The organism is Streptomyces pacificus, assembly GCF_011766325.1.
Lineage (GTDB): Bacteria > Actinomycetota > Actinomycetes > Streptomycetales > Streptomycetaceae > Streptomyces > Streptomyces pacificus.
In genome coordinates, this window is sequence record NZ_BLLG01000034.1 from 1 (window position 1) to 25,959 (window position 25,959).

General features: G+C 70.8%; 24 protein-coding genes. 15 read left to right on the forward strand and 9 right to left on the reverse strand.

Annotation, left to right across the window (positions count from 1 at the left end; genetic code table 11):
* Window positions 1-27: 27 nt before the first annotated feature.
* The gene (gene rpmF, locus SCWH03_RS27720) at window positions 28-198 is read right to left on the reverse strand and encodes a 50S ribosomal protein L32 (RefSeq protein ID WP_173267622.1); all 171 of its coding nucleotides are present in this window, start codon (window positions 196-198) and stop codon (window positions 28-30) included.
* A gap of 2,221 nt (window positions 199-2,419) precedes the next feature.
* On the opposite strand from rpmF, the gene lxmK reads away from it, so the two are divergent.
* From lxmK to SCWH03_RS27765, 8 genes are all read left to right on the forward strand, one after another.
* A complete protein-coding gene (lxmK, locus tag SCWH03_RS27730) occupies window positions 2,420-3,478 on the forward strand; it encodes a class V lanthionine synthetase subunit LxmK (protein ID WP_216854817.1) in 1,059 nt (352 codons plus the stop codon).
* Window positions 3,475-4,605 (forward strand): T3SS effector HopA1 family protein, encoded by a 1,131-nt coding sequence (locus SCWH03_RS27735; RefSeq protein ID WP_173267584.1) that lies wholly within the window; start codon window positions 3,475-3,477, stop codon window positions 4,603-4,605. Before lxmK ends, SCWH03_RS27735 begins: the two co-directional genes overlap by 4 nt.
* 62 nt (window positions 4,606-4,667) lie before the next feature.
* Entirely contained in the window at window positions 4,668-6,566 is a 1,899-nt protein-coding gene (locus SCWH03_RS27740; protein ID WP_173267586.1) for an ABC transporter ATP-binding protein, read from the forward strand.
* Window positions 6,563-7,204 (forward strand): flavoprotein, encoded by a 642-nt coding sequence (locus tag SCWH03_RS27745; RefSeq protein ID WP_173267588.1) that lies wholly within the window; start codon window positions 6,563-6,565, stop codon window positions 7,202-7,204. Before SCWH03_RS27740 ends, SCWH03_RS27745 begins: the two co-directional genes overlap by 4 nt.
* A gap of 18 nt (window positions 7,205-7,222) precedes the next feature.
* The gene (locus SCWH03_RS27750) at window positions 7,223-8,086 is read left to right on the forward strand and encodes a class I SAM-dependent methyltransferase (protein ID WP_173267589.1); all 864 of its coding nucleotides are present in this window, start codon (window positions 7,223-7,225) and stop codon (window positions 8,084-8,086) included.
* 63 nt (window positions 8,087-8,149) lie between these two features.
* Window positions 8,150-9,160 carry an ABC transporter ATP-binding protein gene (locus SCWH03_RS27755; protein ID WP_173267591.1) on the forward strand — a complete coding sequence of 337 codons (1,011 nt, stop codon included), beginning with the start codon at window positions 8,150-8,152 and terminating at the stop codon, window positions 9,158-9,160.
* On the forward strand, window positions 9,157-10,491 hold the full coding sequence (locus SCWH03_RS27760; RefSeq protein WP_173267593.1) for an ABC transporter permease: 1,335 nt from the start codon (window positions 9,157-9,159) through the stop codon (window positions 10,489-10,491). Before SCWH03_RS27755 ends, SCWH03_RS27760 begins: the two co-directional genes overlap by 4 nt.
* A 128-nt stretch (window positions 10,492-10,619) precedes the next feature.
* Window positions 10,620-10,769: a hypothetical protein gene (locus tag SCWH03_RS27765; protein ID WP_173267595.1), complete on the forward strand. Its 150-nt coding sequence runs from the start codon at window positions 10,620-10,622 to the stop codon at window positions 10,767-10,769.
* A 79-nt stretch (window positions 10,770-10,848) separates the two neighbouring features.
* Here the strand turns inward: SCWH03_RS27765 and SCWH03_RS27770 are convergent, their stop codons facing one another.
* The 3 genes from SCWH03_RS27770 to SCWH03_RS27780 all read right to left on the reverse strand — a co-directional run bounded on the left by SCWH03_RS27770 (window position 10,849) and on the right by SCWH03_RS27780 (window position 14,178).
* Complete coding sequence (locus tag SCWH03_RS27770; protein ID WP_173267598.1) at window positions 10,849-12,228, reverse strand: M16 family metallopeptidase; 1,380 nt, start codon at window positions 12,226-12,228, stop codon at window positions 10,849-10,851.
* A 442-nt stretch (window positions 12,229-12,670) separates the two neighbouring features.
* Window positions 12,671-13,978, reverse strand: a complete 1,308-nt coding sequence (locus SCWH03_RS27775; RefSeq protein ID WP_173267600.1) for a M16 family metallopeptidase — start codon at window positions 13,976-13,978, stop codon at window positions 12,671-12,673.
* Between the two features lie 32 nt (window positions 13,979-14,010).
* Window positions 14,011-14,178, reverse strand: coding sequence for a hypothetical protein (locus tag SCWH03_RS27780; protein ID WP_173267602.1), 168 nt, complete (start codon window positions 14,176-14,178; stop codon window positions 14,011-14,013).
* A 14-nt stretch (window positions 14,179-14,192) separates the two neighbouring features.
* On the opposite strand from SCWH03_RS27780, the gene SCWH03_RS27785 reads away from it, so the two are divergent.
* Window positions 14,193-14,372 (forward strand): LxmA leader domain family RiPP, encoded by a 180-nt coding sequence (locus SCWH03_RS27785; protein WP_216854818.1) that lies wholly within the window; start codon window positions 14,193-14,195, stop codon window positions 14,370-14,372.
* A gap of 101 nt (window positions 14,373-14,473) precedes the next feature.
* Here the strand turns inward: SCWH03_RS27785 and SCWH03_RS27790 are convergent, their stop codons facing one another.
* A complete protein-coding gene (locus SCWH03_RS27790; protein ID WP_173267604.1) occupies window positions 14,474-14,941 on the reverse strand; it encodes a hypothetical protein in 468 nt (155 codons plus the stop codon).
* Complete coding sequence (locus tag SCWH03_RS27795) at window positions 14,938-15,210, reverse strand: helix-turn-helix transcriptional regulator (RefSeq protein ID WP_173267606.1); 273 nt, start codon at window positions 15,208-15,210, stop codon at window positions 14,938-14,940. Before SCWH03_RS27795 ends, SCWH03_RS27790 begins: the two co-directional genes overlap by 4 nt.
* A 96-nt stretch (window positions 15,211-15,306) precedes the next feature.
* Between SCWH03_RS27795 and SCWH03_RS27800 the strand changes: the two genes are divergently transcribed.
* Together SCWH03_RS27800 and SCWH03_RS27805 are read left to right on the forward strand one after the other, a co-directional pair.
* Window positions 15,307-16,353, forward strand: coding sequence for an LLM class flavin-dependent oxidoreductase (locus SCWH03_RS27800; protein ID WP_272491132.1), 1,047 nt, complete (start codon window positions 15,307-15,309; stop codon window positions 16,351-16,353).
* Window positions 16,346-17,521: a hypothetical protein gene (locus SCWH03_RS27805; protein ID WP_173267608.1), complete on the forward strand. Its 1,176-nt coding sequence runs from the start codon at window positions 16,346-16,348 to the stop codon at window positions 17,519-17,521. Before SCWH03_RS27800 ends, SCWH03_RS27805 begins: the two co-directional genes overlap by 8 nt.
* A gap of 222 nt (window positions 17,522-17,743) precedes the next feature.
* Here the strand turns inward: SCWH03_RS27805 and SCWH03_RS27810 are convergent, their stop codons facing one another.
* The gene (locus SCWH03_RS27810) at window positions 17,744-18,688 is read right to left on the reverse strand and encodes a site-specific integrase (protein WP_173267611.1); all 945 of its coding nucleotides are present in this window, start codon (window positions 18,686-18,688) and stop codon (window positions 17,744-17,746) included.
* Between the two features lie 143 nt (window positions 18,689-18,831).
* A complete protein-coding gene (locus SCWH03_RS27815; RefSeq protein ID WP_173267613.1) occupies window positions 18,832-19,293 on the reverse strand; it encodes a MarR family transcriptional regulator in 462 nt (153 codons plus the stop codon).
* A gap of 140 nt (window positions 19,294-19,433) precedes the next feature.
* Here SCWH03_RS27815 and gap point away from each other — a divergent pair, with 140 nt between their 5' ends.
* Window positions 19,434-20,438, forward strand: a complete 1,005-nt coding sequence (gap, locus tag SCWH03_RS27820; protein WP_173267615.1) for a type I glyceraldehyde-3-phosphate dehydrogenase — start codon at window positions 19,434-19,436, stop codon at window positions 20,436-20,438.
* Between the two features lie 191 nt (window positions 20,439-20,629).
* Here the strand turns inward: gap and SCWH03_RS27825 are convergent, their stop codons facing one another.
* On the reverse strand, window positions 20,630-21,670 hold the full coding sequence (locus tag SCWH03_RS27825; protein WP_254077080.1) for a LuxR C-terminal-related transcriptional regulator: 1,041 nt from the start codon (window positions 21,668-21,670) through the stop codon (window positions 20,630-20,632).
* 642 nt (window positions 21,671-22,312) lie between these two features.
* Between SCWH03_RS27825 and SCWH03_RS27830 the strand changes: the two genes are divergently transcribed.
* The 3 genes from SCWH03_RS27830 to SCWH03_RS27840 all read left to right on the forward strand — a co-directional run.
* Window positions 22,313-22,489: a hypothetical protein gene (locus tag SCWH03_RS27830; RefSeq protein ID WP_173267618.1), complete on the forward strand. Its 177-nt coding sequence runs from the start codon at window positions 22,313-22,315 to the stop codon at window positions 22,487-22,489.
* 435 nt (window positions 22,490-22,924) lie between these two features.
* The gene (locus tag SCWH03_RS27835) at window positions 22,925-24,205 is read left to right on the forward strand and encodes a Zn-dependent hydrolase (RefSeq protein ID WP_173267620.1); all 1,281 of its coding nucleotides are present in this window, start codon (window positions 22,925-22,927) and stop codon (window positions 24,203-24,205) included.
* 226 nt (window positions 24,206-24,431) lie between these two features.
* Window positions 24,432-25,959 (forward strand): condensation domain-containing protein (locus SCWH03_RS27840; RefSeq protein ID WP_254077081.1); only part of this gene is annotated, 1,528 nt, incomplete at its 3' end.

The following is a 25,959-nucleotide window of genomic DNA, read 5'->3' on the forward strand; positions in this document are numbered from 1 at the left end:
CGGCGAGGGGTCGTGGGCCATCCGCCGTCAGCCTTCGGGGCGGAGCAGACCGCGCTCGTACGCCCTGGCCAGCCGCTGCGGGACCCGGTACGGCACGCCGTCCACCGTGACGGTCACCAGCTGAGGGGTGACGGCCTTCCACTGCGCGCGGCGGTGGCGGGTGTTGCTGCGCGACATCCTGCGCTTGGGTACGGCCATGGAGACCTCCGGGAGTGGGTGGTGTGCGGTGAGCAGCAGACAATACATGAAAATGGATGTCATTACGCGACGGGGCTCCGCCGTGGACGCGGGGAGCCCGTTCTGCGAGAGGGGGCCGCGCGCGATCCACCCCCGAACGCCCCCGGGCGATTGCCGCAGGCGGCTTCGGCGGCCCGGCCCGCCTGCGGCGCGGCCCGCAGCCCCTTCGAGCCGCTGAGCAGCAGCGGCGCACGCCGGCGGACCTGTCTGCGGCTGCCGTAGCGGACGACTGAGAATAGAGGGCGTGATTTACCGGAAGGTGGCACCGTGTATACGCCTGAACTGAATTGCAGACTTCGGGGAAATGGTCCAATGTATGCGGAATATCAAATTCCGCCAAAATATTTGCGGTGTGGCGCCAGTCACATGGGTGAAGCCTTGATCAAGCGGATCCGGTGCTTCATATACTGACGGCACGTTCGGGGTCACGGACAGACCGGCGCCTCATTGCCCGCCCTCCAGGCGTGGCAGCCGCGGCCCGTCCGTGTGGTTCAGGCAAGTCAAGGGGGAAGTCCATGCTTCTGGGCGGATCAGGACGCCTGGCTGGAGGACTTCGCCGGCCGAGCGTGCTCCCCGGGCGCAGACCGCGCCGGTCATGGCCGTTCCGGCCGTCGGCCAGGCAGTTGTTGCCGTCGGCGCCGCAGCTATCGGTGCGTGACCGCCGAGGTCAAGGATAACTTCGCGACACCCGTTTCCCGGGCCGGTCGTCATTGGGTGGGGCGTCCTTGAGCTCGGCTTCTATGGGTTCGTCGGAATTGAGATCGGATGAATACGGGGACGGGAGTACGGCTGAATGCTGTCCGGGTGGGTAGCGAGTCGGGAATTGACTGTTTCGGCGCGCCGCGCGGAGTGCCTGCCGACCGCCAGATGGATCTTATGGTCGAAGTGCCGGCAAGCCGTTCCAGAGGGCAGGGCATCGCGTCGGCGCCGGTCTCGGTGAAGACCGTGAACGCATGCGGGCCCTTGGTGCTGGTCGCGGACACCGAATTCACCGGGAGCCGGCTGCCGGCGCGCCGCATGACCGGGCTTGTCCCCCACCTCGTGCCGATGCCGCACCGCTCAGGGGCTCCGGTTCACCGCCGCTTCCCGGGGCGCTGATCACACAGCACCTCACGCGTCCTGCTCCGCATCCCCCGGCAGCCGATGCGCGCCCACCGGGTGACCGCGCGAGCAGTACCTCTCTGCCTCCGGGGCCGCCTCTTCGCCCACCAGTTGTCCACGGTCTTCAGAGCGCCCCCAGCGCAGCCGTGACGTCCTCATGCTCCCGGCCCGCCGCCGGGGCTGCCGCCGCCCGAAGGTGCAGAACCTCCTGCGCCGCCGGCGCCGGATACCGTGCGTCCCCATCAGCCCACTTGCACGTCTCAATGGAATCATAGGATTTTCGGGTCGATAGGCGAAAGGAAACTTTTGGACCGTCAGTTGCATCGGGAACCGGTCTCATTTCTTCGAGTTTTTTAGCGCATCGGAATCAGACGCCTCACCGGCGGATGCACACGAGGTTGATAGATGAATTTGAGTAGTTCTTTGAGGGAACCCCACGTCAGATTAGGAAACCATCATCTGAGGATCCTTCAACTCGTCTCCCAGGGCTGCACCATGACGCAGGTCGCCCGCCGTATGGAGATCAGCGACCGCACACTCCGGCGTAAAGTCCGGTCGATATGCGATTGCGTCGACGTCGAAACCCCGATAGAAGCAGTGGTGTGGGCTGTGCGTCGAGGCATCATCTGATCGGAGCCTCGCTGTCCGCGACCCTCGTGGGCTGAGCGGGAGAAACGAATACCGAAACCCCGGTTCGGGGTTCGGGTGCGCTCCGGGGCAGGTCGGGAAAAGCGGCGGCTGGTGACGGTTGGCGGAGGAAACCGTCACCAGCCGCCGCTCTCCCCTTTCATATCGGACCTCCCATGTCGCCCCCGGGACTTCCGAGGGGGCCCCGGCTCCGAAAGCCGCACCCGCGGCACGTACCCGCCGCGCCGTGTCCGGTCGCCGTGTCCGGTCACCGTGACGGGTCGGACCGCCGGGCGGCCGTCCCGCACCGCGGCCGGCGCGCCCCTGCCGATGATGGCCGATGCCGGTCAATTCGTTGTCCGGCGGCAGCATCCCGCGATAGAAAGCATCTGTGGCAGGCGAAAAGATTAAGAACCCGCAGGGCCGGTCTTCCGCGACCGCTGTCGAAAGTCCCGTGGGTGCATCGGTCGAACAGCTCCTGGGCCGACTCCGGTTGGGTTCACTGAGGACCTCGGAGGTGTACTCCTATCCTGGTCGGAACGAGAACTGGTCCGGCATCACGGACACCGGCAGTTCGGTATTCGTGAAACAGCTGAAAGGGAGTCCCAAGGAATCCCTGAAACGCTACCGAAGGGTCATGGCGTTCGAGCGCCTCGCGAAGGGCGGAGTCCGTTCCTTCCCCAGCCCGGAATTCATCGGGGGCGATGAGGAGCAGCGGCTGCTGGTCTTCCGGATGCTGGACGGCATCAGATCCGGCAGTGAACTCGCCGCGGACGAGGAGTTCACCGGGTTCATGGCGGCGGAGGCGGGCCGGACACTGGCCGCCCTGCACCGACTCCCCTTCCGGGCCGAGGACTTTCCCGAGCCGGATCCCCACCCGTACCCACCGGTCGAGGACCTGCGGTCGTTGCCGCTGGAGGTCTACGTCAACGCCACCGGCGCCTTCGTCCAGGCATGGGGGCTGTTGCAGCGTGATGCGGCGCTGCTCGGGGAGCTTGAGCGGCTGCGAGCGGCCGAAGCCGGGTTCGCACGCGTGCCCATCCACGGTGACCTGCGGCTGGATCAGTTCCTGCTCACCGACACCGCGTTCTACGTCAACGACTGGGAGGAGTTCCGGCTCGGTGACCCGGCACGCGATGTCGGGGCGTACGTCGGCGAGTGGCTGCACCGTGCGGTGTTGCGGATTCCCGCACAGCAGACCGACGACGCGTTCTCGGTCAGGCTCACCCACGAGGAGGTCGTGGCGCGCGGCAGCGAGGAGCTGGCCCGCGTACTTCCGCTGATCTCCGAGTTCCACCGTGGCTACCGCGAGGGCGGCGGCCCCGATGACGACGGACTCGTGGTGCGCGCCACGTCCTACGCCGGATGGCATCTGATCGACCGGCTGATCGCCTCGACCAGGGAGAGCGGCCGGCTGTCGGCCATCGTCCGGGCAGCGGCGGGCATCGGCAGGACCGCGCTACTCGACCCGCGGAGCTTCGTCTGTGCGGTCGGACTCGGGGAGGCTCCATGAGCACGCGCATCGAAGAGACCGCCACGCCCGGTCGCGTACCGGAGCGGACTTCCGCGAACGGGGCGCCCGCACCGGTGCTTTCGGCCGGGCTCCGTCTGGCGCTGGAGGACGTGCGGATCGCACCGGACGGCAAGACGGCCTGGGTACGCGACGACGAGGTGACCGCCGAGTCCGCGTCGGCGATGCGCTTCATGCTCGCCCGCACCCTGTACGAAGTGCTGCACACCGGGCGCGGGGTCAAGGACCGCGAGTCGCCCAGGACGCTGCGCGCGCCGGACTTCGAGGCACGACTGGTGAAGGCGACTCCGCACGCGGAGACGGTCGCCGCGGGGATCCTCACCGAGCAGCGCTCGGCCGCCGGCCGGCGGGTCGTTCAGATGGACGGCTTGCGTGTGGGCCTCCCGGACTCGGTGACGCTGAGGAAGACCGGTCGTACGGCAGGCGATCCCGGACGCCCGGTGGTGCTGATGAACCTCCCGTCGGCCCGCCCGCTCGTCTCTCCCGGCTTCTTCCTCGTGGACAGCGGAACGGGCCGCGCCGGCGGCGGCGCTCTGCTGCGGCTCTATCTGCGGGTGGCCGACGCCGACGCGGCGCCCGAGCTCTGGCATGCCGTACTGGGCGCCCTGCAGAGCCGCTCCGTGACCTACCGCGCGAAGATCATCTCCAATCCGGCGAGCCTGCCGCGCAACGACGGCATGGTCGTCTACCTGAGCTCGGGCTCCTGGGGCGCCGTCGACGCGGTGACCGAAAGCGCCCTGGCCACTGGCCTGCCGGAAGGGCCTGCGCCCGCGTTCGCCCACGTGGTCGCACCCGGCGTGACGGCCGCGTGGGAGCCGAAGGACGACCGTACGGGCATGCGCGGACTGAGCTTCGGCGAACACCGGGCGCATGTCGTCGCGCGGGCCTTCGTGGACGCGGCCGAACAGCATCGCGACCGTCCGACGGCCGCCGAACTGGGGGCGGCGTGCGTCGCGGCGAACGTGGACCCCGCCGACCCTGCCCGGAATCTCGACTCGAGCGACTGGCCGTGGAACACGGCCCCCCGGACCGCGCCGAGCGGCGGCTCGGTCGAGCCTGTCCCGGCCACCGACGACACATCACCGGCCACACAGGGCTCCGCGACCTGAACTGCCGGCCGTGCGCCCGACGGTGGCCGGATGCCACCGCACACTGCAGGAGGTCCCTCACCATGGCCAGACGACCACGCCCGGACGGCACCGACGAACTGCGGGTCTTCGCACAGCTTCTGGAGGGCAGGAAGGCCACCGTGGCCGCCGCGGTGGTGATGAGCCTGCTCTCGGCCGCCGCCACCCTCGCCCTCCCTCTCCAGGTCCGCGACCTGGTGATGGCTCTCGCCGGGGACGAACGTCCCGTCGGTCCGCTGCTCATGATGGCGGGCCTCGCGGTGGGCGCCGGGCTGGCGGCGGCGCTCTCCTCCTATCTGCTCGCCCGGGCCGGTGAAGGCCTGGTCTCCGAGGCACGGTTCCGCATCGTCTCGCACATCCTGACCCTGCCGCTGCGGCGGGTGCGGCGCGAAGGGGCCGGCAATCTGGTCGCCCGCGCCAGCTCCGACAGTACGCAGCTGCGCTCCGTGGTGGATGTCGGTGTGGCGCAGATCCCCTCCTCGCTCTTCCTGGCCGTCGGCACCCTGATCGCCATGGGCATGCTGGACTGGGTTCTGCTGCTCGTCGTGGTCGGCACCTTCGCGATCGCCGGTGTCGGCATCTACCTGTGCGTACGGTCGATCCGCAGCGGTGTGGAACGCCAGCAGAACGCCATCGGGGCCATGTCGCAGCAGATGACGGCGGCCGTGCTGTCCCTGCCCACGGTCAAGGCGTTCCTCGCCGAGGGCCGGGTGGCGTCCTCGCTGGGCCACAGCGTCGAGGACGCGCGCAAGGCCGCCGTATCGGTCGCGCGGGTGACCGCCCTGGTCGGGCCCACGATGCAGTTCGGCCAACAGCTCTCGATCATCGCGGTGATGGTCACCAGCGGTGCCCGGCTCGCCTCCGGGGATCTGGGCATCGGCGAGTTCGCCGCCTTCATCGTCTACCTGCTGCAACTCGTCGCGCCGCTGACCCTGCTGGTCTCGGGCGTGGCCCGGATGCAGAGCGGACTGGCCGCGCGCGGGCGACTCAACAGCGTGCTCACCATCGCGTCGGAGGGCTCCGGGGCCACCTCCCCGGTCGAGCCGTCACCGACCGCGCCCGCGGTGGAGTTCGACGCGGTCACCTACACGGACGGCGGGCGCACCATCATCCACGAGGCGACCTTCGCGGCCCCCGCACAGGGACTCACCGCCGTCATCGGGCCCTCCGGGGCGGGAAAGACGACGCTGCTCGGACTCACCGAACGCTTCCTCCTGCCGGACTCCGGCCGTATCTCCGTCTGCGGGCTGCCGGTCGAGCAGTGGCCCCTGCACCAGCTGCGCGGTGAGATCAGTTACGTCGACCAGAGCTTCACCCTCGTAGAGGGCACGGTGCGGCAGAACCTCCAGCTCGGCCAGGACGGCGACATACCGGACGCGGAGCTGTGGCGGGCGCTGGAAACGCTGGCGCTGCGCGGCGCCGTGGAAGCGCTGCCGGAGGGTCTGGACACCGAGCTGGGGCGGGCCGAGGACCTGTCGGGAGGTCAGCGCCAGCGGCTGGCGGCCGCCCGCGTCCTGCTGCGGGACACGCGCATCGTCATCTTCGACGAGCCGACCTCCCAGCTCGACAGCGAGAACGAGGAGCGGCTGCGGACGCTGATGCGCGGTCTCGCGGCCGAGCGCGCGGTGATCGTGGTCGCGCACCGCATCTCCACCGTGCAGGACGCCGACCTGATCGTGGTGGTGGACGAGGGGCACATCGTTGATCGCGGTACGCACGAGGAGCTGCTGGCGCGCTCCGCGCTCTACCAGGAGCTGGTGCACGGACAGGCGTTGCGCGGTGCCCTGCGGAAGCGGGGGGCCGGCACCGGTCCAGCGGATCCCGGAGCTTCTTCGGCAACCAGCCTCCCCACAGGGCGCGATGGCACTTCGGTGCCCGTCGGCGCTGCCCCGTCCGGCGGCCCGGTGGCGCCCGTGCCGGGGGTCAGGGCGGCGGCCCGGTGAGCGGTACGGCGGGTGCGGTCGAACCAGTGGGGGCGCGGCGCCTGCTGGTGATCGGGACGGGTTCGGTGGCCGCCGCCCATCTGCCCTTCTGGGCGAGCTGGTTGAAGGTCGGGCACCCCGGGACGGAGGTCCGCTACGTACTGACCGGAGCGGCCACCAGGTTCGTCACCCGGGAGGCGCTGGTCGCCATCGGCGGCTGCGACGTGCTGGTGGACCGGTGGTCCGACGAGCCGGAGCCAAGGGCCCGGCACGTGGACCTCGCACAGTGGCCCGACGCGGTCGTGGTGCTGCCGGCGACACTGAACTACCTGGCCAGAGTGGCCATCGGGCTGGGTGACTCGCCCTCCCTCCTCGCGCTTCAGTGCACACAGGCGGCGATCGCGCTGGCGCCCGCGCTGCCGCCCGGCGGCGCGGAGAGCGCGGCGTACGCGGAACACGCCGCCAAGCTCCGCGCGCGGCGCAACGTGGTCGTCGTCCCGCCCCATCCCGGCCGCAGTACGACCAGCGGGAGACGCGAGGCGTGGGCGCCCGCGTCCTTTCCCGACGTGCTGGCCGCGGCCGACAGGCTGCGGGCCGGCCTGGAGGCACCGGCCCCCGGCGGCCGCGCCGGGCCCGAGCACGAACACCCACCCGCCTGACGACTCACGGAGGCAACCATGACCACGGAAACACCCCGGCAGACCGAGCACCGGCCGAGCACCTCCGCGCCGGGCGGCCCCGACGGCACGGCATCCGGCAGAGGTCCGACGTTCGGCAAGGACCCGAAGCCGGGCGAGGGCAGCAGCGCGTACGGGGAGTCGCTGGCGGACATCTACGACTCGCTCTACCCCGCCACGGGCCCCGCCGTCGAGTCCATGGTCGCCTTCCTCCGGGAACTGCGCCCCGCGCCCGCCTCCCTGCTCGAACTGGGCGTCGGGACAGGCCGGTTGGCGATCCCGCTGGCCAAGCACGGCTACCGGGTGCACGGTGTGGACGCGTCCCCCGCGATGCTGGCGAAACTCCATGAGAACGACCCCACGGGCGCTGTCACCAGTTCGGTGGGGGACTTCAGCGCGCTGGTCGTCGAGGAGCGGTACGACCTCGTCCTCACCGCGCTCAACACCTTCTTCATGCTTCCCGACCAGGAGCAGCAGATCAACTGCCTGCGCGGCATACACGACGCCCTCGCGGACGGCGGGGTCGCGGTCTTCGAGACGTACAACCCGCAGGTGTACCACCGGCTTACCGAGACGACGACCCGGGTCGGCCATCTCGCGCCGGACGCGCTGCTGCTCGACACGATCCAGGTGAACCAGTCGCTCCAGTCCGCCCTGGTCGTCCACACGGTCGTGGGCCCCGGCGGACTGCGGAAGGTGCCCGAGGTCAGCCGGTACGCCTGGCCCGCCGAGTTCGACGTGATGGCCCGGCTCGCGGGACTGCGGGTGACCGGCCGCTGGGCCGGCTGGGACCGCAGCCCGGTCACGGATCAGGCGGAGAAGCACGTCTATGTGGTGGAGCGTCAAAGCGCATTGCTCGCTTGACGAGATGATGTGTTAACACAATACTTCAGCTAGTTAACGCATTGAACCGGGGAGGTGCGCGACATGGTTGTGCCGGCGCTGGAGGTCGACGCCTTACGGAAGAGCTTCGGCAGACGCCAGGCCGTCGACGGCATGACCTTCGACATCCGCGCCGGTGAGCTGTTCGGCTTCGTGGGAAGCAACGGGGCCGGCAAGACCACCACGATGCGGATCATCCTCGGAGTCCTCACGCCCGACGCCGGAGAGGTCCGGTGGCTCGGCCGTCCGGTCGACTTCGCCGCCCGCAGGCAGTTCGGCTACATGCCCGAGGAGCGCGGTCTCTATCCGCGGATGAAGGTCGGCGAACACCTGCGTTATCTAGGCGAGTTGCACGGCCTGCCGCCGGCCGCAGCACGGGCGGCGGCAGGCCGGTGGATCGAGCGACTGGAGCTCTCCTCATGCGCGTCCGAGGAGGTCCAGAACCTCAGCCTCGGCAACCAGCAGCGGGTCCAGCTGGCCGCGGCGCTGGTCCACGGACCGAAGGCGCTGGTGCTCGACGAGCCGTTCTCCGGCCTCGATCCGGTCGCAGTGGACGTCATGCGCGACGTGCTCGCCGAACGGGCCGCCGACAGGGTGACCGTCATGTTCTCCAGTCATCAGCTGTCGCTCGTCGAGCGCGTCTGCGACCGGGTCGGCATCGTCGGCGGAGGGCGGCTCATCGCCTGCGGAACGGTCAAGGAGCTGAGCGAGGACGCCGATCGCCGGCTGCTGGTCGATGCCCCGGCGGCGGGCGAGGACTGGGCCGCGGGACTGGCGGGCGTGGAGGTCGTGAGCCGGGAGGGCACCCGTACGCGGCTCCGCCTGGCGAAAGGCGCGGATGACCAGCGGGTGCTCCACGCGGCGCTGGCCACCGGGCCGGTCTCCGCCTTCGTGCCCGAACACCCCTCGCTGACCGAGTTGTACCGCGACCTGGTCGCCAGAACGCGCCCGCCGGAAGAGGACGCCGGAGAGACGGCCGGCGCAGGCGCGACGGCGGGCGCGACGGCGGGCGCCGGACCATCGGCGGGCAACCGGACCGAGGGCGGCGAGCGATGAGCACGGCGGCGCGAGCGCCGGGCGAGGCGACCGGCCGGGATGTACCCGGCGGGGAAGAGGCCTCCGCCTCGGGCAGGGGCACCGCCGGCCCCCGGGACGGCCCCGGCGCGCTGTCGGCCCGCCGAGCGGTCGGCCTGGTCACCCGGCGGGAGATCAACAGCAGGATGCGGACGAAGTCCTTCCTGCTGAGCACCCTGGGGCTGCTCCTCGGACTCGGCGTCTACGCCCTGGTCATCCTCGTCTCCACGGAGGGGCCGACCAGGGTCGGCGTCGACCGGGACGCCTCGGCGATGCGCCCGGTGCTCGCCGCGGTGGCCGAAGGGGCGGGCGACTTCGAGTTCGTCACCGTCGACGGCGACCATACCGATCGGCTCCTGCGTGACGGGGAGCTCTCCGCCGTGCTCGGCCGCACCGACGGGCAACTCACGCTGTCCGTGGAACGTGAGGCGGAAGAGAACCTCCTCGCCGTGGTGCGGGCCGCGGCCGCCGAGGAGCGCACCACCCGGGAACTGGAACGCGCGGGCGTGGACCCTGGGGAATTCAGGAAGCGCGTGGCGTCGGCCTCCGTGAAGGTCGACGCACGGGAACCGTCGGAGAACAGCGCGGCCGAGCAGTTCGCGCTGATCCTCTCCTCCACCGGGCTGCTGTACTTCTTCTTCGTCTTCTACGGGATCCTGCTGGCGCAGGGCGTGGTGGAGGAGAAGACCAGCCGCGTGGTGGAGTTGCTCCTCTCCACCATTCGCCCCTGGCAGCTCCTCGCCGGGAAACTGTTCGGTGTGGCCGTGGTCGGCCTCACCCAGCTCGTGCTGCTCGGCTCGGCCGCGGTGGCGCTCGCCCAGGGCACCGACGCCGTCACCCTGCCGACCGCCGCGAGCGGGACGCTGGTGACGCTGGGCGTCTGGTTCCTCCTCGGCTTCTTCCTGTTCGCCGCCATGCTGGCCGCAGCGGCTGCGCGTGTCTCACGGCAGGAGGACCTCCAGGGGGTGGTGCAACCGGTGATGCTGCTCATCACCACGCCGTTTGTGCTGGGCATCGCCCTGCTGAGCAAGAACGCACACGACCCGGTGATCGAGTGGCTGTCGCTCGTACCTCCGCTCAGCCCGATCCTGATGCCGGCCCGCATACTGCTCGGTACCGCTCCGGCCTGGCAGATCGCCCTCTCCCTGGTGCTGGCGGTCGCCGCCTTGGCCGGGACGACCCGTATCGCCGGACGGATGTACGCCAACAGCGTGCTGCGCAGCGGCTCCCGGGTTCCGCTCGCCGAGGCACTGCGGCTGCGCCAGCGCTCCGCTGGAAGCGCGTCGACGAACCTGCGGGCCGGTGGGGGCTGATTGCTCCCCCACGTTCTCGGCCGCGCTCGAACAGGGGGACCTCCGTCGCGGCGGAGCCCCGGAATGCCATGGCCCCGCGCCCCTGACGGGGCGCCTTACCGCACCACAGGAACAGCGCCGCTGCCCCTGTGTCCACCCGTCCCTATCCGGAACACATCCACCTGGCCCCGAGCCGCCTGACAACCTGGGAGTACTTCATGAGCACCGCCCTCTGGATCGCCGTCGGACTCGCCCTTCTCATCGCCGTCATCGCGGGTATCAAGAAGGGCCGGGGCTGACCCGCCTGATCGGCCCACGTCGTTTGAGGGGGCCGCGCCTGAGAGCGGACCACCCGCAAGCACGGCCCCCTCAAGCCGTTCAGAAGTCGAGTTCGTCGGTGGCGCCCCGGCGCAGCGGTGCCACCGACGCCTCGTCTGCGACGACCACGCCCGTGAAATCGGCGGGCCGGAAGAACCGGTGAGCCGCCTCGCCGACCGCATCGTACGGCACGCTTTCCAGGAGCGGCCCCCAGTTGTGCAACCAGTCGGAACCGACCCCGATGTGCAGCAGGTTCGCCAGACCGGATGCCAGGGCGCCCGGTGACGACATCGCCGTCGCGGTGGAGCCGACCGCGTAACTCCTGGCGGCATCGACCTCCCGCACCGAGGGCGGCTCGGCCGCCATGCGCTCCAGCTCTCCCCTGATGACCGCGAGGGCCGGCACGGTGTGCTCGGCAGCGGTGTCCGCCTCGATCATCAGCGTCGAGGCCCCCGGTACCGACTCCATGCCCGAACCGAGCTGATAGGCGTACCCTTCCTCCTCGCGCAGTCGTGTGACCAACCGGGAGGCGAAGGACCCGCCGAAGACCAACTGGGCCAGGTGCAGGGCCGGATAGCCCGGGTCCGGCCGGGGCAGCGCGGGGGTGGCCAGCCGGATCACGCTCTGGACGCCCCCGGGCCGGTCCACCCGGCGCAGCGGCCCGCCCGCGAACCACGGCGGCACCTCGGGTACGTCACCGTCGGGCCCCGCCTCCCACGAATCGAGCACGTCCGTGACCGTGGCGACGGCTTCCTCCGGCCTCAGGTCGCCGACCAGCACGAGCACCGCACCCCTGGCCCCCAGGTGCCGCGTGTGCACCTCTGCCAGACCGTCCGGTGTGCAGGCGGCGGCCAGTTCGGGCGTCGGCTGCCGGCGGGCCGCGGCCTCCTCGCCGTACCGCCGCCGCAGCAGTGCATGCTGCGCGAGGGCCGCCGGCTGGTGGGTGGCCAGCCGTATACGGCGTGCCAGCCGGTCGCGTTCGGGGGTGATGACGTCCCCGGTCAGCCGGGGACTGCGGACGGTCTCGGCCAGCAGGGCGAGTACGGCGGGCAGGGCGTCGGCCATGGTGTGCCCGGAGACGGTGAACTTGCGGGCGTCCGCGGTGGCGTTCAGGGTGGCGCCGTGCGCGGCGAGCGCCGCGTCGTAGCTGTCCGCCTCCCGGTGCGCTGTGCCGTGCATCAGGATCCCGGCCAGCAGCTGGCACAGCGCCACCTCGCCGGGGCCTGCGGCGGCGTACGGGACGGTGAGCCGGATCTCGACGAGGGGGATGACGGGGGCCGAACAGACCACCACGCGCAGTCCGTTGCCGAGGGTGATGTCGGCATCGGGCAGCGGCAGCCGCCCGTGGGCGAGGCCCGCGTCCAAGCCGCTCGCCGCCGTTCGGCCGGCGTTTGGCCGGATGCCGTGGAGGCGGCGTCCGCTCGCCGCCCTCCCGGTCATGCCGCCCTGCCTTCTCTAGTGCGTCCCATGGGTTCGCGACTCCGGGACAGCGCGGGTGGGGCGGGAAGGGTTGCCGTGCCGGCTGCCCTCAACGGCTCAGGTGGCCGATCCCTCTGCCCCGCCACTTCTCCTGGACTGCTGATGAGGCATGGCGAAGGACCGCTGAACAGAGCGGGGCCAGGCGGAAGGAGCCGCGCCACACACCGCACCGGGAGGGGACCACGGCCGCCGGCGCAGGCTTCGGCACCGCCGGGCAACGCCACTGGCTCGCGGTGACCGACGACCGGAAACGATCCGAAGGCAGACGATCCGAAGGCAGACGACACCACCAGACCCTGAACGCCCTGGCCCGGCGCAAGATCAACCTTCTCTGTGCCGCCCTGCGGGACCGGCGCCCCCACGAGGCCCGGCCACCCCCCCGTCCCGTGGCTGGACAACAGCATCAGTCAGCCGCCTTCTGTCGTGCGGCGCCCCGTGGCGCGGCCTCCTGCGGTATGAAGCGCACAATCGCCCGGTGCGAGGACTTGAGCCGGGCGGCGGCCCGGCTCACCTGCTCACCTGTCACCCCGGTCCGCACCCGCTCCGGCAGCGTCTGCGTCAACTCGGCCTCGCCGAAAAGCGTTTCGCGCAGACCGAGCAACTGTGCCCGCGTGCCCGGGTCACCGAGCTCGCGCAGTGCCCCGGCGGCCCAGCGGGCGGTCGTGGCACGCAGCAGTCCGGCACCGACCTCGTCCTGCGCCAGCGCCTCCAGCGTGCCGTCCAGTGCGGCCAGGACGCCCTCGGCGCCGTGCTCGTGCACGGCAAACAGCGTCAGCAGATCGGGCCCTGCCGTGTCCAGCGGCAGCCCGAACAGACCGCAGCCCACCGAGAGGCTCGACATCTCCGCGTCCGCGGTCGGCCCCCGGCGCAGCAGGGCCTGCCTGCCCTGTCCGAGCAGCGCGGCCAGGACGAGGTGCGCGAGATAGTCGGCGCGCTCGCTCACCGGGTCCGGCATCCGGTAGCCCACCGCCACGGCGGGCAGACCGGCGTGAGGATCGGCGACCGTCAGCCGCCGCTCCTCTCCCGGCAACGGCTCGTGCGCGTCGGGCGCGTCCACCGACGGACGCGCCGGCAGGGTACCGAAGCGCCGGCGCACGAGACGCTCCGCCGTTGACGGGTCGAACGCGCCGGTCAGTGTCACCACGGCGTTTCCGGGGCCGTAGTGGTCGGCGAAGAACTTCTCACACAGCGGAATGTCGAGGGCCGCCAGGTCGGCGGTTTCGCCGTACCCGTCCCTGGTGTTCTCCGCACGAGTGTGCAGGGCACGCGACAGCACCCAGGGGAAGGCGCCGTAAGGGCGATTGCGAACCATGAGGCGGATCTCCTCGTCAATCACCGCTGTCTGCGTGCGCAGATTTCGCGCGGAAATACAAGGCGCGCGCATGCGGTCCGCTTCGAGCGCGAGCAGCATGTCCAATGCGGACGCGGGTGCGGCGGCATAGTAGACCGTCACATCCTGGCGGGTCCTGGCGTCGCCGAAACCGCCTGCGCGCTGTACCTCGGGCAGGTACCCGCCGGGTGCGGCATCACGACCGCCTTGGAACATGAGGTGCTCGAAGAGGTGCGCGAGGCCCGTATGCCCCCTGGGCTCGGTCCGGAAGCCGACGCCGTAGTGCACCGCGAGACCGATCGAAGCGCCTACGGGATCCGGTGCCAACAACACCCGTAGACCATTGTCCAACACCAGGCGGCGTAGCTGATTTCGGGTCACCCCGGCGAGCATAGTGCGAGTCAAGTACCGGCTCAATGCGGGATGTTGGCCGATAGCGGCCAGTGTCCGCATGCGGTCATCCCCATTGCCAGCACGGCGCCGGTCGGGGAATCGTTCTGCCGCAGCCGGAGCACGTGATTGCCGGCATTGAAGGCATTGACGGCATTGCCGATCCGGTCACCTTTCCATTCCCCTGTCAACGATGGGAGTCATCATGAACACCCAGTCCCTGATCAGCGGCTACTCCGCCTACGCCGACGCCGACGAGCTCGTGCCGGCGGTGGAGGCCCCGGGCGCCACCATCACCATCACCACCTCGTCGCAGGCCTGCATCTCCGCCGCGTCCGCCATTTCGGCCGTGTCGATCGACAACACGTTCGACCACTCCTGCTGAGCCGGGTGAACCGCTGAGGACAGGGCGGGTGCCCACCGCCGCAATCGGTGGGCACCCGCCCTGTCGCACGAGAGCCGAGTCACCGGCTTCCGGCGGTCGCGTCACTCGTCCTGATCTGCCCCGGTGTCCCCGACGCCCGCACCGGACAGACCCAGAATGATGGAGGGCAGCGCCGATGACGTCAGCATCAGCGTCGTCAGCAGCGCGGGCATCCGCTCGATCATTCCGGGCTCGTTCTGGAAGACGACCATGAGCAGAACGGTGACCATGCCGGAGCCCACCGCACATTGGTATCCGATGAAGGAGACCCGGTCGCGCAGCCCGCGTTCGCGTTCGTCGAGTCCCTTCAGCGGCCGTTCGGCCACGCCGCGGGTCATCGAGCGCAACACGCCCCACAGCAGCAGCCAGGTGACGAAGGCAACGAGCCACCACGAGTCGGAGAACGCATTGCCGTCCGAGACGAGCGACAGCACCACCATGGCCACGCTCAGCGCGCAGAGCGAAACGGCCACGGGGACCATGGGGCTGCGGACCAGATCCGTCGTCTCGTCAGAACCCTGCCGGCTCATGAGCGTTCCTCCTTGTTGTACAGCTGGGCGGACAGCGGGGCGAAGGGCTGACGACCGAAGATCGCTTCGACCGGAAGCCCGAACACGTCGCTGAACCGGAACGCCAGATCGAGGCTCGGGTAGTAGTCGCCCCGCTCGATGGCACCGATGGTCTGCGGGTGCACTTCCACCAGACCGGCCAGCGCGACCCTGCTGAGGCCGCGCTCTGCGCGCAGCACTCTCAGCTGGTTGTAGATCGGCATTCCCTCGCGATGGCTCACTGGGCTCATGCAAGGAACATAGTAGTAACACAACAGTTCGTCAAGATAAAACAACAGCTCCTGCAGGAGTCACCGCATCAGAGACAAGGGAAGGTGTGCTGCCCCGTGACCACCGACGCCTCCGGCCACAACACCTCTGCTCAGGGCGCCTCCGCCCGTTCGGCGCCGGGTACGGCGCCGAACGGGCTCCCGAGCGTGCTCGTGCCGAACATGCCGGACACCCCGGACGCCCTGCGGCCCTTCGGTGAACTGGTACGCGACACCGGCGCCCGCCGCCTGTGGACAGGGCAGTCGCTCAAGGTGGAGACCCACCAGGCGTTCGCCCATCTCGCCGGAGCGGGGCTACGCGTCCCCGTCGGCACCAGCGTGACCCTGATGCCGCTGCGCCATCCGTACGACGCCGCCCTCCAGGCCCGCTCACTGGCCCTGACGACCGGTCACACGGTGGTGGCCGGATACGGCGTCGGTGCACCGGCGTTCGTACGCAGCCTCAACGGACGCCCTTATGCCAGCCCGCGCACGATGGCCGCGGACTACCTGCGCACGGTCCGCTCCCTGCTCGATGGGGAGATCGTCGACCACGCGGGCGACTACCACGCGCTGCGGGGGCGGCTGATACCCATGGAGCACCCGGGCGTCGAGGTCGGTGCGGGCGTGCTGCGCCCCAACATGGCACGTACCGTCGGCGGCGTCGCGGACGTCGCCATCACCTGGATGACCCCACCCGGATACGTCGCCGAGACCCTGCTGCCCGCCCTGGAGGAAGGGGCCGAGGACAGGGACGCCCGCTGCCGCGTCGCGACCGTCGTCCACGTCGCGGTGGAGCGCGCAGGGCGGGACCCCTACGTCCTCGCGTACACGGCCGCCTCCGGGCACCTCACGGCCGACCACTACACGGACATGCTGCGCCGGGCCGGCGTGCCGGCCGAACCGTCCGACCCGAGGGCCGGTGCCGTCTCCCTGGTGGACAGCGGCACTTTCGTGTTCGGCTCGGCAGACCACATCGCCGCCCGACTGGACGAGTACCGGGACGCCGGAGTGGACGAGGTGATCCTCAACTGCGCCGGAGTGCTCTTCACCGAAGGCCGGGAAGCGGCGTTTCGGGACGCCCGGGAGATCATCGAAGCTGTCCGGCGGCGGCGCAGTGGCTGAGCCGTTCACCGTTTCCTCGGCGCCGGCCGCCGAGCCGCCAGGGGGTCTGCGGCCGTCGGAAGCGGAGCCCGTCACCGTACGCGAGTACGGCACCCGCTATCTGCGGATCACCGTGCGATACCACGGGGGCACGGGATTCACCTGGCTGCGCGCACCCGGGCCGGCACACGCCCGTCCGCAGTGCCTTCCGCCGGCGCTGGTCGGCGCGGCACTGCGCCGCGTAGACACCGCCGTCCGCACGGCCGATGCCGCCGGCACCCGCATCGGCAACGCCGCCGAAGACCGGAGCGGTGCCCGGCTCGCCCTGGGCGAGTGGGTCACCGACCCGGCGCCGGACGGTGAAACACGGCCGGGCGTGCGGACAGGCGTGCTGTACCGCGCGCCAGGCGCATTCTCCGTGGCCCGGCTGCTGCCCTCCGGCGACGACACCGCCTTCCGGCTCTCCGTCAGTGCGCTGGCGGACGTGGGCAGGACACTGCGGCGGCTCCACCACGAACCCTGGGAACTCCCCGAGCGGCCGCCCCACCACGGCGTGCGACGGCTCCTGGCCTGGATCTCGGGAGAGGAGAACACCCCCGGAGCGACACGGCTGCGCACGCTGGCCCGCACCCGGCTCGGCCGCTCTTTGTGGACGAGGCTGACGGACTGGTCCGAGGCCGCGGCCGAACCACCCGGCAGGGGAGGGGCGGTCCTGCTGCACGGTGCGCCCAGCACCGGCTGGCTGGTCCCCTCCCCTGCCGGTGGCCACACCGTCCTCCTCGCCGGCGAGGAAGTCACCGGGGGCGACCCGGCACTCGATCTCGGCTGGCTCCTGGGCGAGTTGCACGAACTGCGCGCCGCCGCCGCGCGCGGCCTCGGCTCCGCCGGACAGGGCCCGCCGGTCGACTACCCGGCCGCGGCCCACGCCCTGCTCTCCGGCTACACCGGCAGCCACGGAACCGCCGCCGTCCCGCGCGGCACCGCACGCGCAGCCACCCTTCGACTGGCCCTCCACATGCGGGACTTCGCCTCGTTCGTCGGCTGGCATGAGGACCTGCGCCACTACTGCGACCTGCTGGCGGACATGCTCACCGAGGACGGCGCTCCCGCTCTTCGGTGGGCCAGTCCGTCGGGGGGCCTCGAGGACAGTCCGCAGGGGCCGCGCCGGAACCAATCAACTCACCGCTGAGAACAGGGCAGATGTCTGTTCAGGAAGCGGTGAACGCCGGAAGGCGTTCCAGGGACCAGTCGCGTGCCGCGAACGCCTCCCACTCGTCCAGGCCGACCCGCAGTACTGGCCCGTCGATGTTCATGAGCGGGTGATTCTCCTGTCGTGCCCTCTCAGGGGTGCGGAACTGGCGGCATCGCGTAATCGAGAGTCGCGTATTCCTGTCTTGGTGAGGACTCGTGGTCACCGTGAGTGGTCGCCGGGGGCATAGTGCTGCCAGCTTCCTCCGGCCTCGGCGGCAAGTTGGGCAGTGGTGTCGTCAAGGTAGCCAAGCATGCGGGCGATGACGGGAGCCGGGGCTTGGAGAACGAGGTGCCGGATCGCTGCTGCGCGTCCCCTCTGGGTTGGGAAGCCCAGACGGCGAAGCCTGAGTTGCAAAGTCTTCGGAGTCATGGGCTGTCCGGCCCGGCGCCCGGGGAAGAGCCACCGGGCATGAGGGCTGGTGGCAGTCATGGTGTTCGGCCTCTGGCCGAGGTAGCTCAGCAGCATCCCGGCAAAGGGAGCGGGGACGGGGGATGGCGGGTCGCCGAGCCGGACACAGACTTCACTGTCCTTGTGCTCGACATCGTCGGTGGTGAGCTGGACGATCCGGGTGAGTGGCTGCGCGTAGAGGAGGACGAGTACGGCGGCAACGCGGTCGTGGAGCGGGACATCATCGCGATTCACGAGTTGCCGAAGTAGAGCGAGTCGGTGGTGCTGGGCGAGTGGGGCGGGGTTGCTCGTGGAACGGTGCGGGAGGGTGGCCTTCGGCATGTGCTTGGAGCGCATGGCCCAGCGAAGGAAGGTGTGGATGAGGCGCCGGGCGAGGTAGTTGCCTGCGTACCAGGCGTCGACGTCGGCTTGGGTGCACTCGGCGAGGGTGCGTCCGCGCTGGGTGAGGTGGCCGAGGAAGGCGGTCGCGAGGTGGAGTTCACGGCGAGCCTGCTGGACCTGTTTCCCGGTGAGCGGGCCGCGGCTGGCGAGTGTGTTCAGCCGGTGCTGGATATGCCAGGTGGTGAAGAGTTCCAACAGTCGCCGGTGCCCGGGGTCGCTGACAGTGGGGAGTTTCTCCGCGAGTGTGCGCTGGAAGAACAGCAGCTGCCGGTCGGCCGGGGGCAGGACGTCGGCCTGGACGAGCAGATCACGCACTTGACATCCTCCCGGGCCTGAAGGCCTGGGAGGATGTCAAAACCCGGCCCTCCACGCCACCACCGAGCGGCCGTAACGTTGTCTCGTCGTCGGTCCGTGGGAGTGGCCGACGCGTTCGAACAATGGATGGATAGGATTGGGCCCTACCGTCCGGCTTCGGCCCCGAGTTCCGCTAGGCGGGTCAGGGCGGGCAGAGCCGCGGCAATGGCCTCTCGTTCCGCGGGCGTCAGCTGGGCTATCAGCGGGATCAGGCGACGGCCCCGGTCCTCGTGCCGGGCCTGGCCGATCTTTCGGCCGCTGTCGGTGATGTGGACGAGGGCGGCGCGTCCGTCCGTCGGGTCGGGGCGGCGTTCCACGAGACCGTCGCGTTCGAGCCGGGTGATCAGTTGGGTGAGCCCCGGCTGGCTGATCTGCTCGGTCTTGATGAGTTCGGTCAGCCGCTTCGGACCGCTGAAGGCCAGGGTGTCCAGCACGGACAGTGTCGTGAACGACAGTTTCTGCACCGCCGGAAGCCGGATGTAGTAGCGGTTGAAGTTCTCGATCGCCCTGGTGAGGACACCTACATCCAAGTCTGTGTTGGTGTTGGCACGCTGCGTAGAAGTCACCCTGGAAATATATCGCAGACTTATATAGGCTCCTCATTGCTTGCGTGCCGACGCCTGGTCCGGGCGCACGGTCTGCGGCATGCCCTGGCGCAACGGCGCGTCAATGAACTGGTAGAGCGCTAGGTGAGGAACACACCCCCATGACTGTGCGAATCGGCATCAACGGCTTCGGGCGCATCGGTCGAAACGTCTTCCGTGCGGCGGCGGCGCGGCCTTCGGAGCTGGAGATCGTCGCCGTCAACGACCTGGGCGACGTGCCCACGATGGCCCACCTGCTCGCCTACGACTCGATCCTGGGGCGCTTCCCGGAGCAGATCACCGCCGAGCCGGGCGTGATCCGCGTGGGTGGCCAGACGATCAAGGTCCTCGCCGAGCGCGACCCCGGCGCCCTGCCCTGGGGCGACCTGGGAGTGGACATCGTGATCGAGTCCACCGGCATCTTCACCGACGCCGCGAAGGCGCGCTCACACGTCGAAGGCGGCGCGAAGAAGGTCATCATCGCCGCTCCGGCCAGCGGCGAGGACATCACGCTGGTGATGGGCGTCAACGACGACGCCTACGATCCAGAGCGCCACACCATCATCTCCAACGCCTCCTGCACCACCAACTGTCTCGCTGTCCTGGCCAAGGTGCTGCACGACGCCATCGGCATCGACACCGGCATGATGACCACGGTCCACGCCTACACGCAGGACCAGAACCTCCAGGACGCCCCCCACAAGGACCTGCGCCGGGCCAGGGCCGCGGCCCTGAACATCATCCCCACCTCCAGCGGCGCCGCCAAGGCCATCGGCCTCGTCCTGCCGGAACTCGCCGGCCGGCTGGACGCCTTCGCCCTGCGGGTGCCCGTCCCCACCGGCTCGGTCACCGACCTCACGGTCACCACGCCCCGCCGCACCACGGTGGACGAGGTGAAGGATGCCTACGCGGCGGCGGCCTCGGGACCGTACAAGGGCTTGCTGTCCTACATGGACGCGCCACTGGTCAGCACCGACATCGTGGGCGACCCGGCCTCCTGTGTCTTCGACGCCGGGCTCACCCGGGTGTCCGGCCCGCAGGTCAAGGTCGTCGGCTGGTACGACAACGAGTGGGGCTACTCGAACCGCCTCATCGACCTGGCAGTGCTCGTCGGGTCGTCTCTGTAGTCTCTCGCCGACCCGGCGCCGCTCGGTGCGGAAGGGTTTGGCCAGCTTGCCGTAGCCGACCCAGATCGCCGGGTGGCCCTCGTTCCGTTCGCGTCGCCTTGTACGGCTGCTGGTCGCCATGCGCGTCACGTCCCCGCTCCGCCGGCCTGTGTCCGGTCGCCGGCACGCGCCGGCGGACACCGGCGGGGAGGTCAGTCGCTGCCGTCGTCCGTGATCCAGCCCCTGAGCGCCGCGCGGACTCCCGCCTCGAAGCGGCTGCGGGCGCCCAGACGGTGCAGCAGATCGGCGGCGATGCGCCGGGCGCTGCGCGGGGAGATGCCGAGGCGTTTGGCGACGGCCTGGTCGGTGAGCCCCTGGGACAGCAGCCGCAGTGCTTCCCGCTCCTGACGGCTCAGGCCGGCCTCGTGGGGCCGCTGCCGGGACTCCTGCGGCTGCGTGCCCAGTGGTGTGGCCGTGGCCCAGAGCTGGTCGAACAGCGTGCACAGGGCGGTGAGCAGGCTGCGCCCGCGCAGTACCAAGGCGGCGGCCCGGGCGTCCTCGTCGTCGGCCGGCAGGACGGCGATGCCACGGTCGATGACGACCATCCGCAGCGGGAGCGACGGCACCGTGCGGATGCGGGCGCCCTGACCGCTCATCCACTCCAGGTGCTTCAGCGTGGGCGGGTGGGTGTGCACGCTGTCGACATACAGACCGTGCAGGGCGACACCGCGGGTGAGCATGGCCTGGTCGGGGGCCCGGCCGGCGGCGATGCCGGTCTCGGTGTCGTCGCCTCCCGGGGTGAGGGTCAGTACGGACTGCTGGGCCCTGGTGGTGAGTTGGGCCAGTCTGAGCCGGATGGCGCCGATGCCGGCGAGCCGCTCCACGGTGTCGCCGTTGTGCCCGGGGGCGGCGACGGCCGCGCACTCGGCGATGAGCCGGGCCGCCGCCTCACGGGCCGACTCCACCCGCTGGCGCTGGGCGGCGAGGGCCGCCTCCTGGCGGGCCAGCAGGATCTCCATCGCCGTCTCCGGCCCCAGGGCGCGGGGAAGGCCGGACTCCCGGCCGACGGGATAGACCAGCGACAGCGCGCCGAGCCGGTCCAGCGCACGGCCGATCTCCTGGTCGTCCAGCCCCAGGCGGGCGGCGATCCGCCGCATGTCGTCCTCGGGGTGGGCCAGCATGGCCCGGTACACGCGCTCCGTGGTCAGGTCCAGGCCCAGGGCTTGCAGCATCGCGTTCTCCGATGGTCGCATGTCGGGGGTTGACGCGTGGTGCGATTGCTTCGGCTGCACATCCGGCCGGTAGCGACCCGTCCGGACGGTGCGCCAGGCAGCATCCTGCCCTGAAAACCGGCCTGCCAGAGCGGCACTTTCGGCCAGCGCCGCAGCCGTGTGCCCAGGTGGCGGTGCTCCCCTTCGGTTCCTACCGGCTGGATCTGCGCAGGTGCCCGCTCACGTCCGGCCGGCGCCCATCGGGGTCGCCGTGTTTCCGAAAACGCACCCCGGCTCCGGTGGGGCGGCGTCTTCCACCGGACGGTGCCGTGCCGTGCACCGCCTGCCGCCCAGCGGCTCCGGGCCGGCTGGTCCTGGGCGTCTGCGCTTCGCCGGTCTCCGTCGATGAGGCCGCACGTCGACGAGGCCGAACACCGCGTCACACCACGGTGGCGGCGGGCGCTGCGGGACTGCTCGAACCCGCGCGGACTCGAACCGGGCACTGAGGGAGGCCCTTGCCGCGCCCGTCGGCGGACCGCTGCCGGAGCCGGCGGATCCCCTGGCCGGAACCGGCCAGGGACGGATGCGTCCACGGACGATCCCTTCCACCCCTCCCGAACACCCCACCACCATGGAGCCACGGGCCCGGCGCCACTCGTCCCGCCTCCCGTGAGAGGAATCCGCATGTTCTCCAGGAGCACCACGCGTCTCGCCGGCTCGACGGCCGTGCTCGCCAGCCCGTTGTCCGCCGTGCTCGTCCTCCTGGAGCCGCAGCGCACCGTACCGGTCTCCTCGGTGGGGTTCCGCTCGGATGGACGGCGGCGGGCCGGTCCGGACCCGGGACCTCCGTCCGCCGGCTAGCTCGGCGGCATCCGGATCGACCGGCGGGCCGCATGCGAACCCCGGGAAGAAGCGGAAGAGCCGTGCGTCATCCCGGACGGTCACCCTCGCCCCTCCGATGTCCCCACGACGACAGTGCGCGTGAGAGTGAAAAGTGCACGCGGTCCGGTGAAGCGGCGGCCCGGACCACGGTCTGGAGCACGACCCGGACCACGACCCGGGCCATGGTCCGGGCCCCGGGAGGACTTCGGCCCGTTGGAGCGGTCCCGAGGCGGTCCCGAAGAGGACGCGAAGAGGACGCGAAGAGGACGCGAAGAGGACGCGAAGACGCAGGGGGCAGCGGGTCGTGGTGCCCGGCGCCGTTCGAGAACACGAAGACGAACCAGTCCGGGGGTGGTCGCACATGGCGTTCACGGAGCGGGGGGCCTGATGATGGCGGCGGGGGAGAGGCACGGCGTGGCGGGTGTCGACAGAGCCAGGCTGCTGGACTGCCTCGAGAGGCTCGCACGGATCGGCGCCGACCCGGCCGGCGGGGTCACCCGGTTGGGCCTGAGTGCCGAGGAGGGCAGGGCCCGGGCGTTCCTGCGGGAGATCTGCCGCGAGGCCGGGCTCGTGACCTGGACCGACGCTGCGGCAAACCTCTTCGTGACGCGGCCGGACCGGGCGGCCGGACACCCGGTCCTGCTGATCGGGTCTCATGTGGACACCGTGGTGCAGGGAGGCCGGCTGGACGGTGCCTACGGGGTGGTCGCGGCCATCGAGGTACTGCGAGCCTGCACTGCCTCGGAGCTCCGACTGCCCTACGAGCCCGTCGTGGTGGCGTTCTCCAACGAGGAGGGGGCCCTCGTCCAGTACCCCTTCTGGGGATCACGGGCCATGTGCGGGCTGCTGGAGGGCGGAACCCGTGCCCGCGACCGGACGGGGCGTTCCGTCCGCGCGTATCTGGCCGAGGGCGACGGGGACCCGGACCGGCTCGCCGAGGCGGTCTGGGAACCCGGCAGCATCGCCGCGTTCCTGGAACTGCACATCGAGCAGGGGCCGGTACTGGAGCGCCGCGGTGTGCCGATCGGTGTGGTGGCGGGAATCGTCGGCCGGACCATCCTGGAGATCGAGGTCCTCGGCCAGGCACAGCACGCGGGCACGACACCGATGCAGGAGCGCAGGGACGCGCTGGTGGCCGCCGCCGAAGTGGTCCTGGGGGTGCGGCGGATCGCGGCCGGGCTGGACGTCTGCTCGACGGCCACCGTCGGGTATCTGGAAGCGGCGCCCAACTCGACCAACACCGTTCCCGGCACGGCGCGGCTCACCGCGGAGGTCCGCGACACCGATCCGCTGCGGCTGGCACGCGGTGAGGCGGCGGTACGGGCCGTCTGCGAGCGCGCCGGGCGGGCGACCGGATGCCGCGTGGTCCCGCGTGTCGCGATGAGGTCGCGGCCGGTGGAGACGGACACCGCGATTCAGCAGGTGATCGCGGAAGCCGCCGACGAGTTGGGACTCGCGCATCTGGCCATGCCCAGCGGCGCGGGACACGACGCCCAGATAGTGCAGGCAGTGGCACCGGTCGGGATGATATTCGTCCCGAGCACGGCGGGCGTGAGTCATGCGCCGGCCGAGGACACCCCCGCGGAGGCCCTGGCGCAAGGGGCCGACGTGCTGCTGCGGACCGTGTTGCGCCTCAACCACCCACCGGACCGCCTCAGCCGGGTGTCCGGAACCGAGCCGGCGCTGCGGCGGTGACACTTCGTCGACGCACCGGGTGCGAGGCGCCGGCGGGCCTCCGCGGACCGGGGGCCCACGGCCCGCTCGCGTGACCGCCGAGGGGGTGCCGCGGACTCCGGTGAGCCATCCGGTGCCCGACACGGCGGACCACCGCCTCCAGCCCCCGACCCCCCACACGATCTTGGATCTCCGGCCCTGCGCGGCGTACCTCTCCGCTCCCCTCCCTCCCCAGAAGGGCGTGACCATGGACGGCAACCGTACGGCGCAGGACCCCCAGGCGCGGCGACCGACCGGAGGGCGGGGGCCCGCCGGAGCACTGCGCCGGCGGCCGCAGGAGCGCGGCCCGCTCTCGTACGGACAACAGCGGCTGTGGTTCCTGGACCGCTGGCTCGACGGCAGCCCGGTCTACCATGTGCCCGTCACCCTGCGCTTCACGGGCAGGGTGTCGGTGGAGCGGCTCGGGCTCGCGCTGGCCGCCGTCGCGGCCCGTCATGATGTGCTGTTCACGGTCATCGAGGAGGAGGCCGGCGTGCCGCGCCAGCGGCTGCTGGACAACCGCCGACTCGACTGCCCGGTGTGGGACTGGAGGAGTGAACCCTCGCCCGAGGGGGCGTCCTTTCGCGCACAGACCGCGATCCGCGAGGACGCGCTGCGGCCCTTCGACCTCTCCGCGGGGCCGATGGTCAGGGCGGCGATCCACCGGATCGGCGCCGCCGAGACCTGGCTTCATCTCACGTTCCATCACATCGCCTTCGACGGCTGGTCACTGGACGTCTTCCAGGGCCAGCTGCTGGAGGCGTACGAGAACGGCGGACGGGCGGCGGGCCCGCTGCCGGTGCAGTACGCCGACTACGCGCTGTGGCAGCGCGAGACGCTGGAAGGCCCCGACACGGAGGCGGGGCTGGCGCGGTGGTCCGAGGCACTGGGCTCGGCGCCCCCCGTGCTGGACATCGGGGCCGACCGCGCACGTCCGGCCGAGTTCAGCTACCGCGGTGCGACGACCGCCTTCCCGCTGACGGACGTGCCCCTGGCGGCCCTGGAGAGGTTCGCGGCGGAGGAGAACGCCAGCCTGTACATGGTGCTCCTGGCCGCCTTCCAGCTGCTCGCCGGACGCCACTCGGGCACCGACGACGTGGTGCTGGGGTCGCCCGTGGCGGGCCGTGGTACCTCCCGGCTCGGCGAACTGGTCGGATTCTTCGCCGACTCGCTGGTGCTGCGGATCGACCTGAGCGGCGATCCGAGCTTCCGGGAAGTGCTCTCGCGCGCCCGCGGCTGCGTCCTGGACGCTCTCTCACGCAGCAGGGTGCCGTTCGACGTGGCGGTCGACCACCTCCATCCGGAGCGCTCCCTCAGCTACAGCCCTGTGGTCCAGGTGGTGTTCGCGCTGCACGAGGAGGAGCGGACCGCCACGCTGGGCGGCGGCGTGACCGTGGAACGTGCCATGGTGCCCACCGGCACCGCCAAGTTCGACCTCACCTGGTCCGTCTACCGCGGCGACGGGGGCCTGCGGCTGGAGGTCGAGTACGCCACCGACCTCTTCGAGCCCGAGTCGGTGCGCACCCTGGTGGATCACTGGAAGACGCTGCTGGCCAGCGCGGTGGCCGAACCGGACGTCCCCGCCGGCCGACTGGCCATGGCATCCCCCGCGGAGCGGGGGGTGTTGGGGGAGTGGGGTGGTGGTGGGGAGTTGTTCGGTGTGGGGACGGTGCATGGTGTGGTGGCTGCTCGGGCGGCGGAGTGTCCGGATGCGGTGGCTGTGTCGTGTGGGGGTG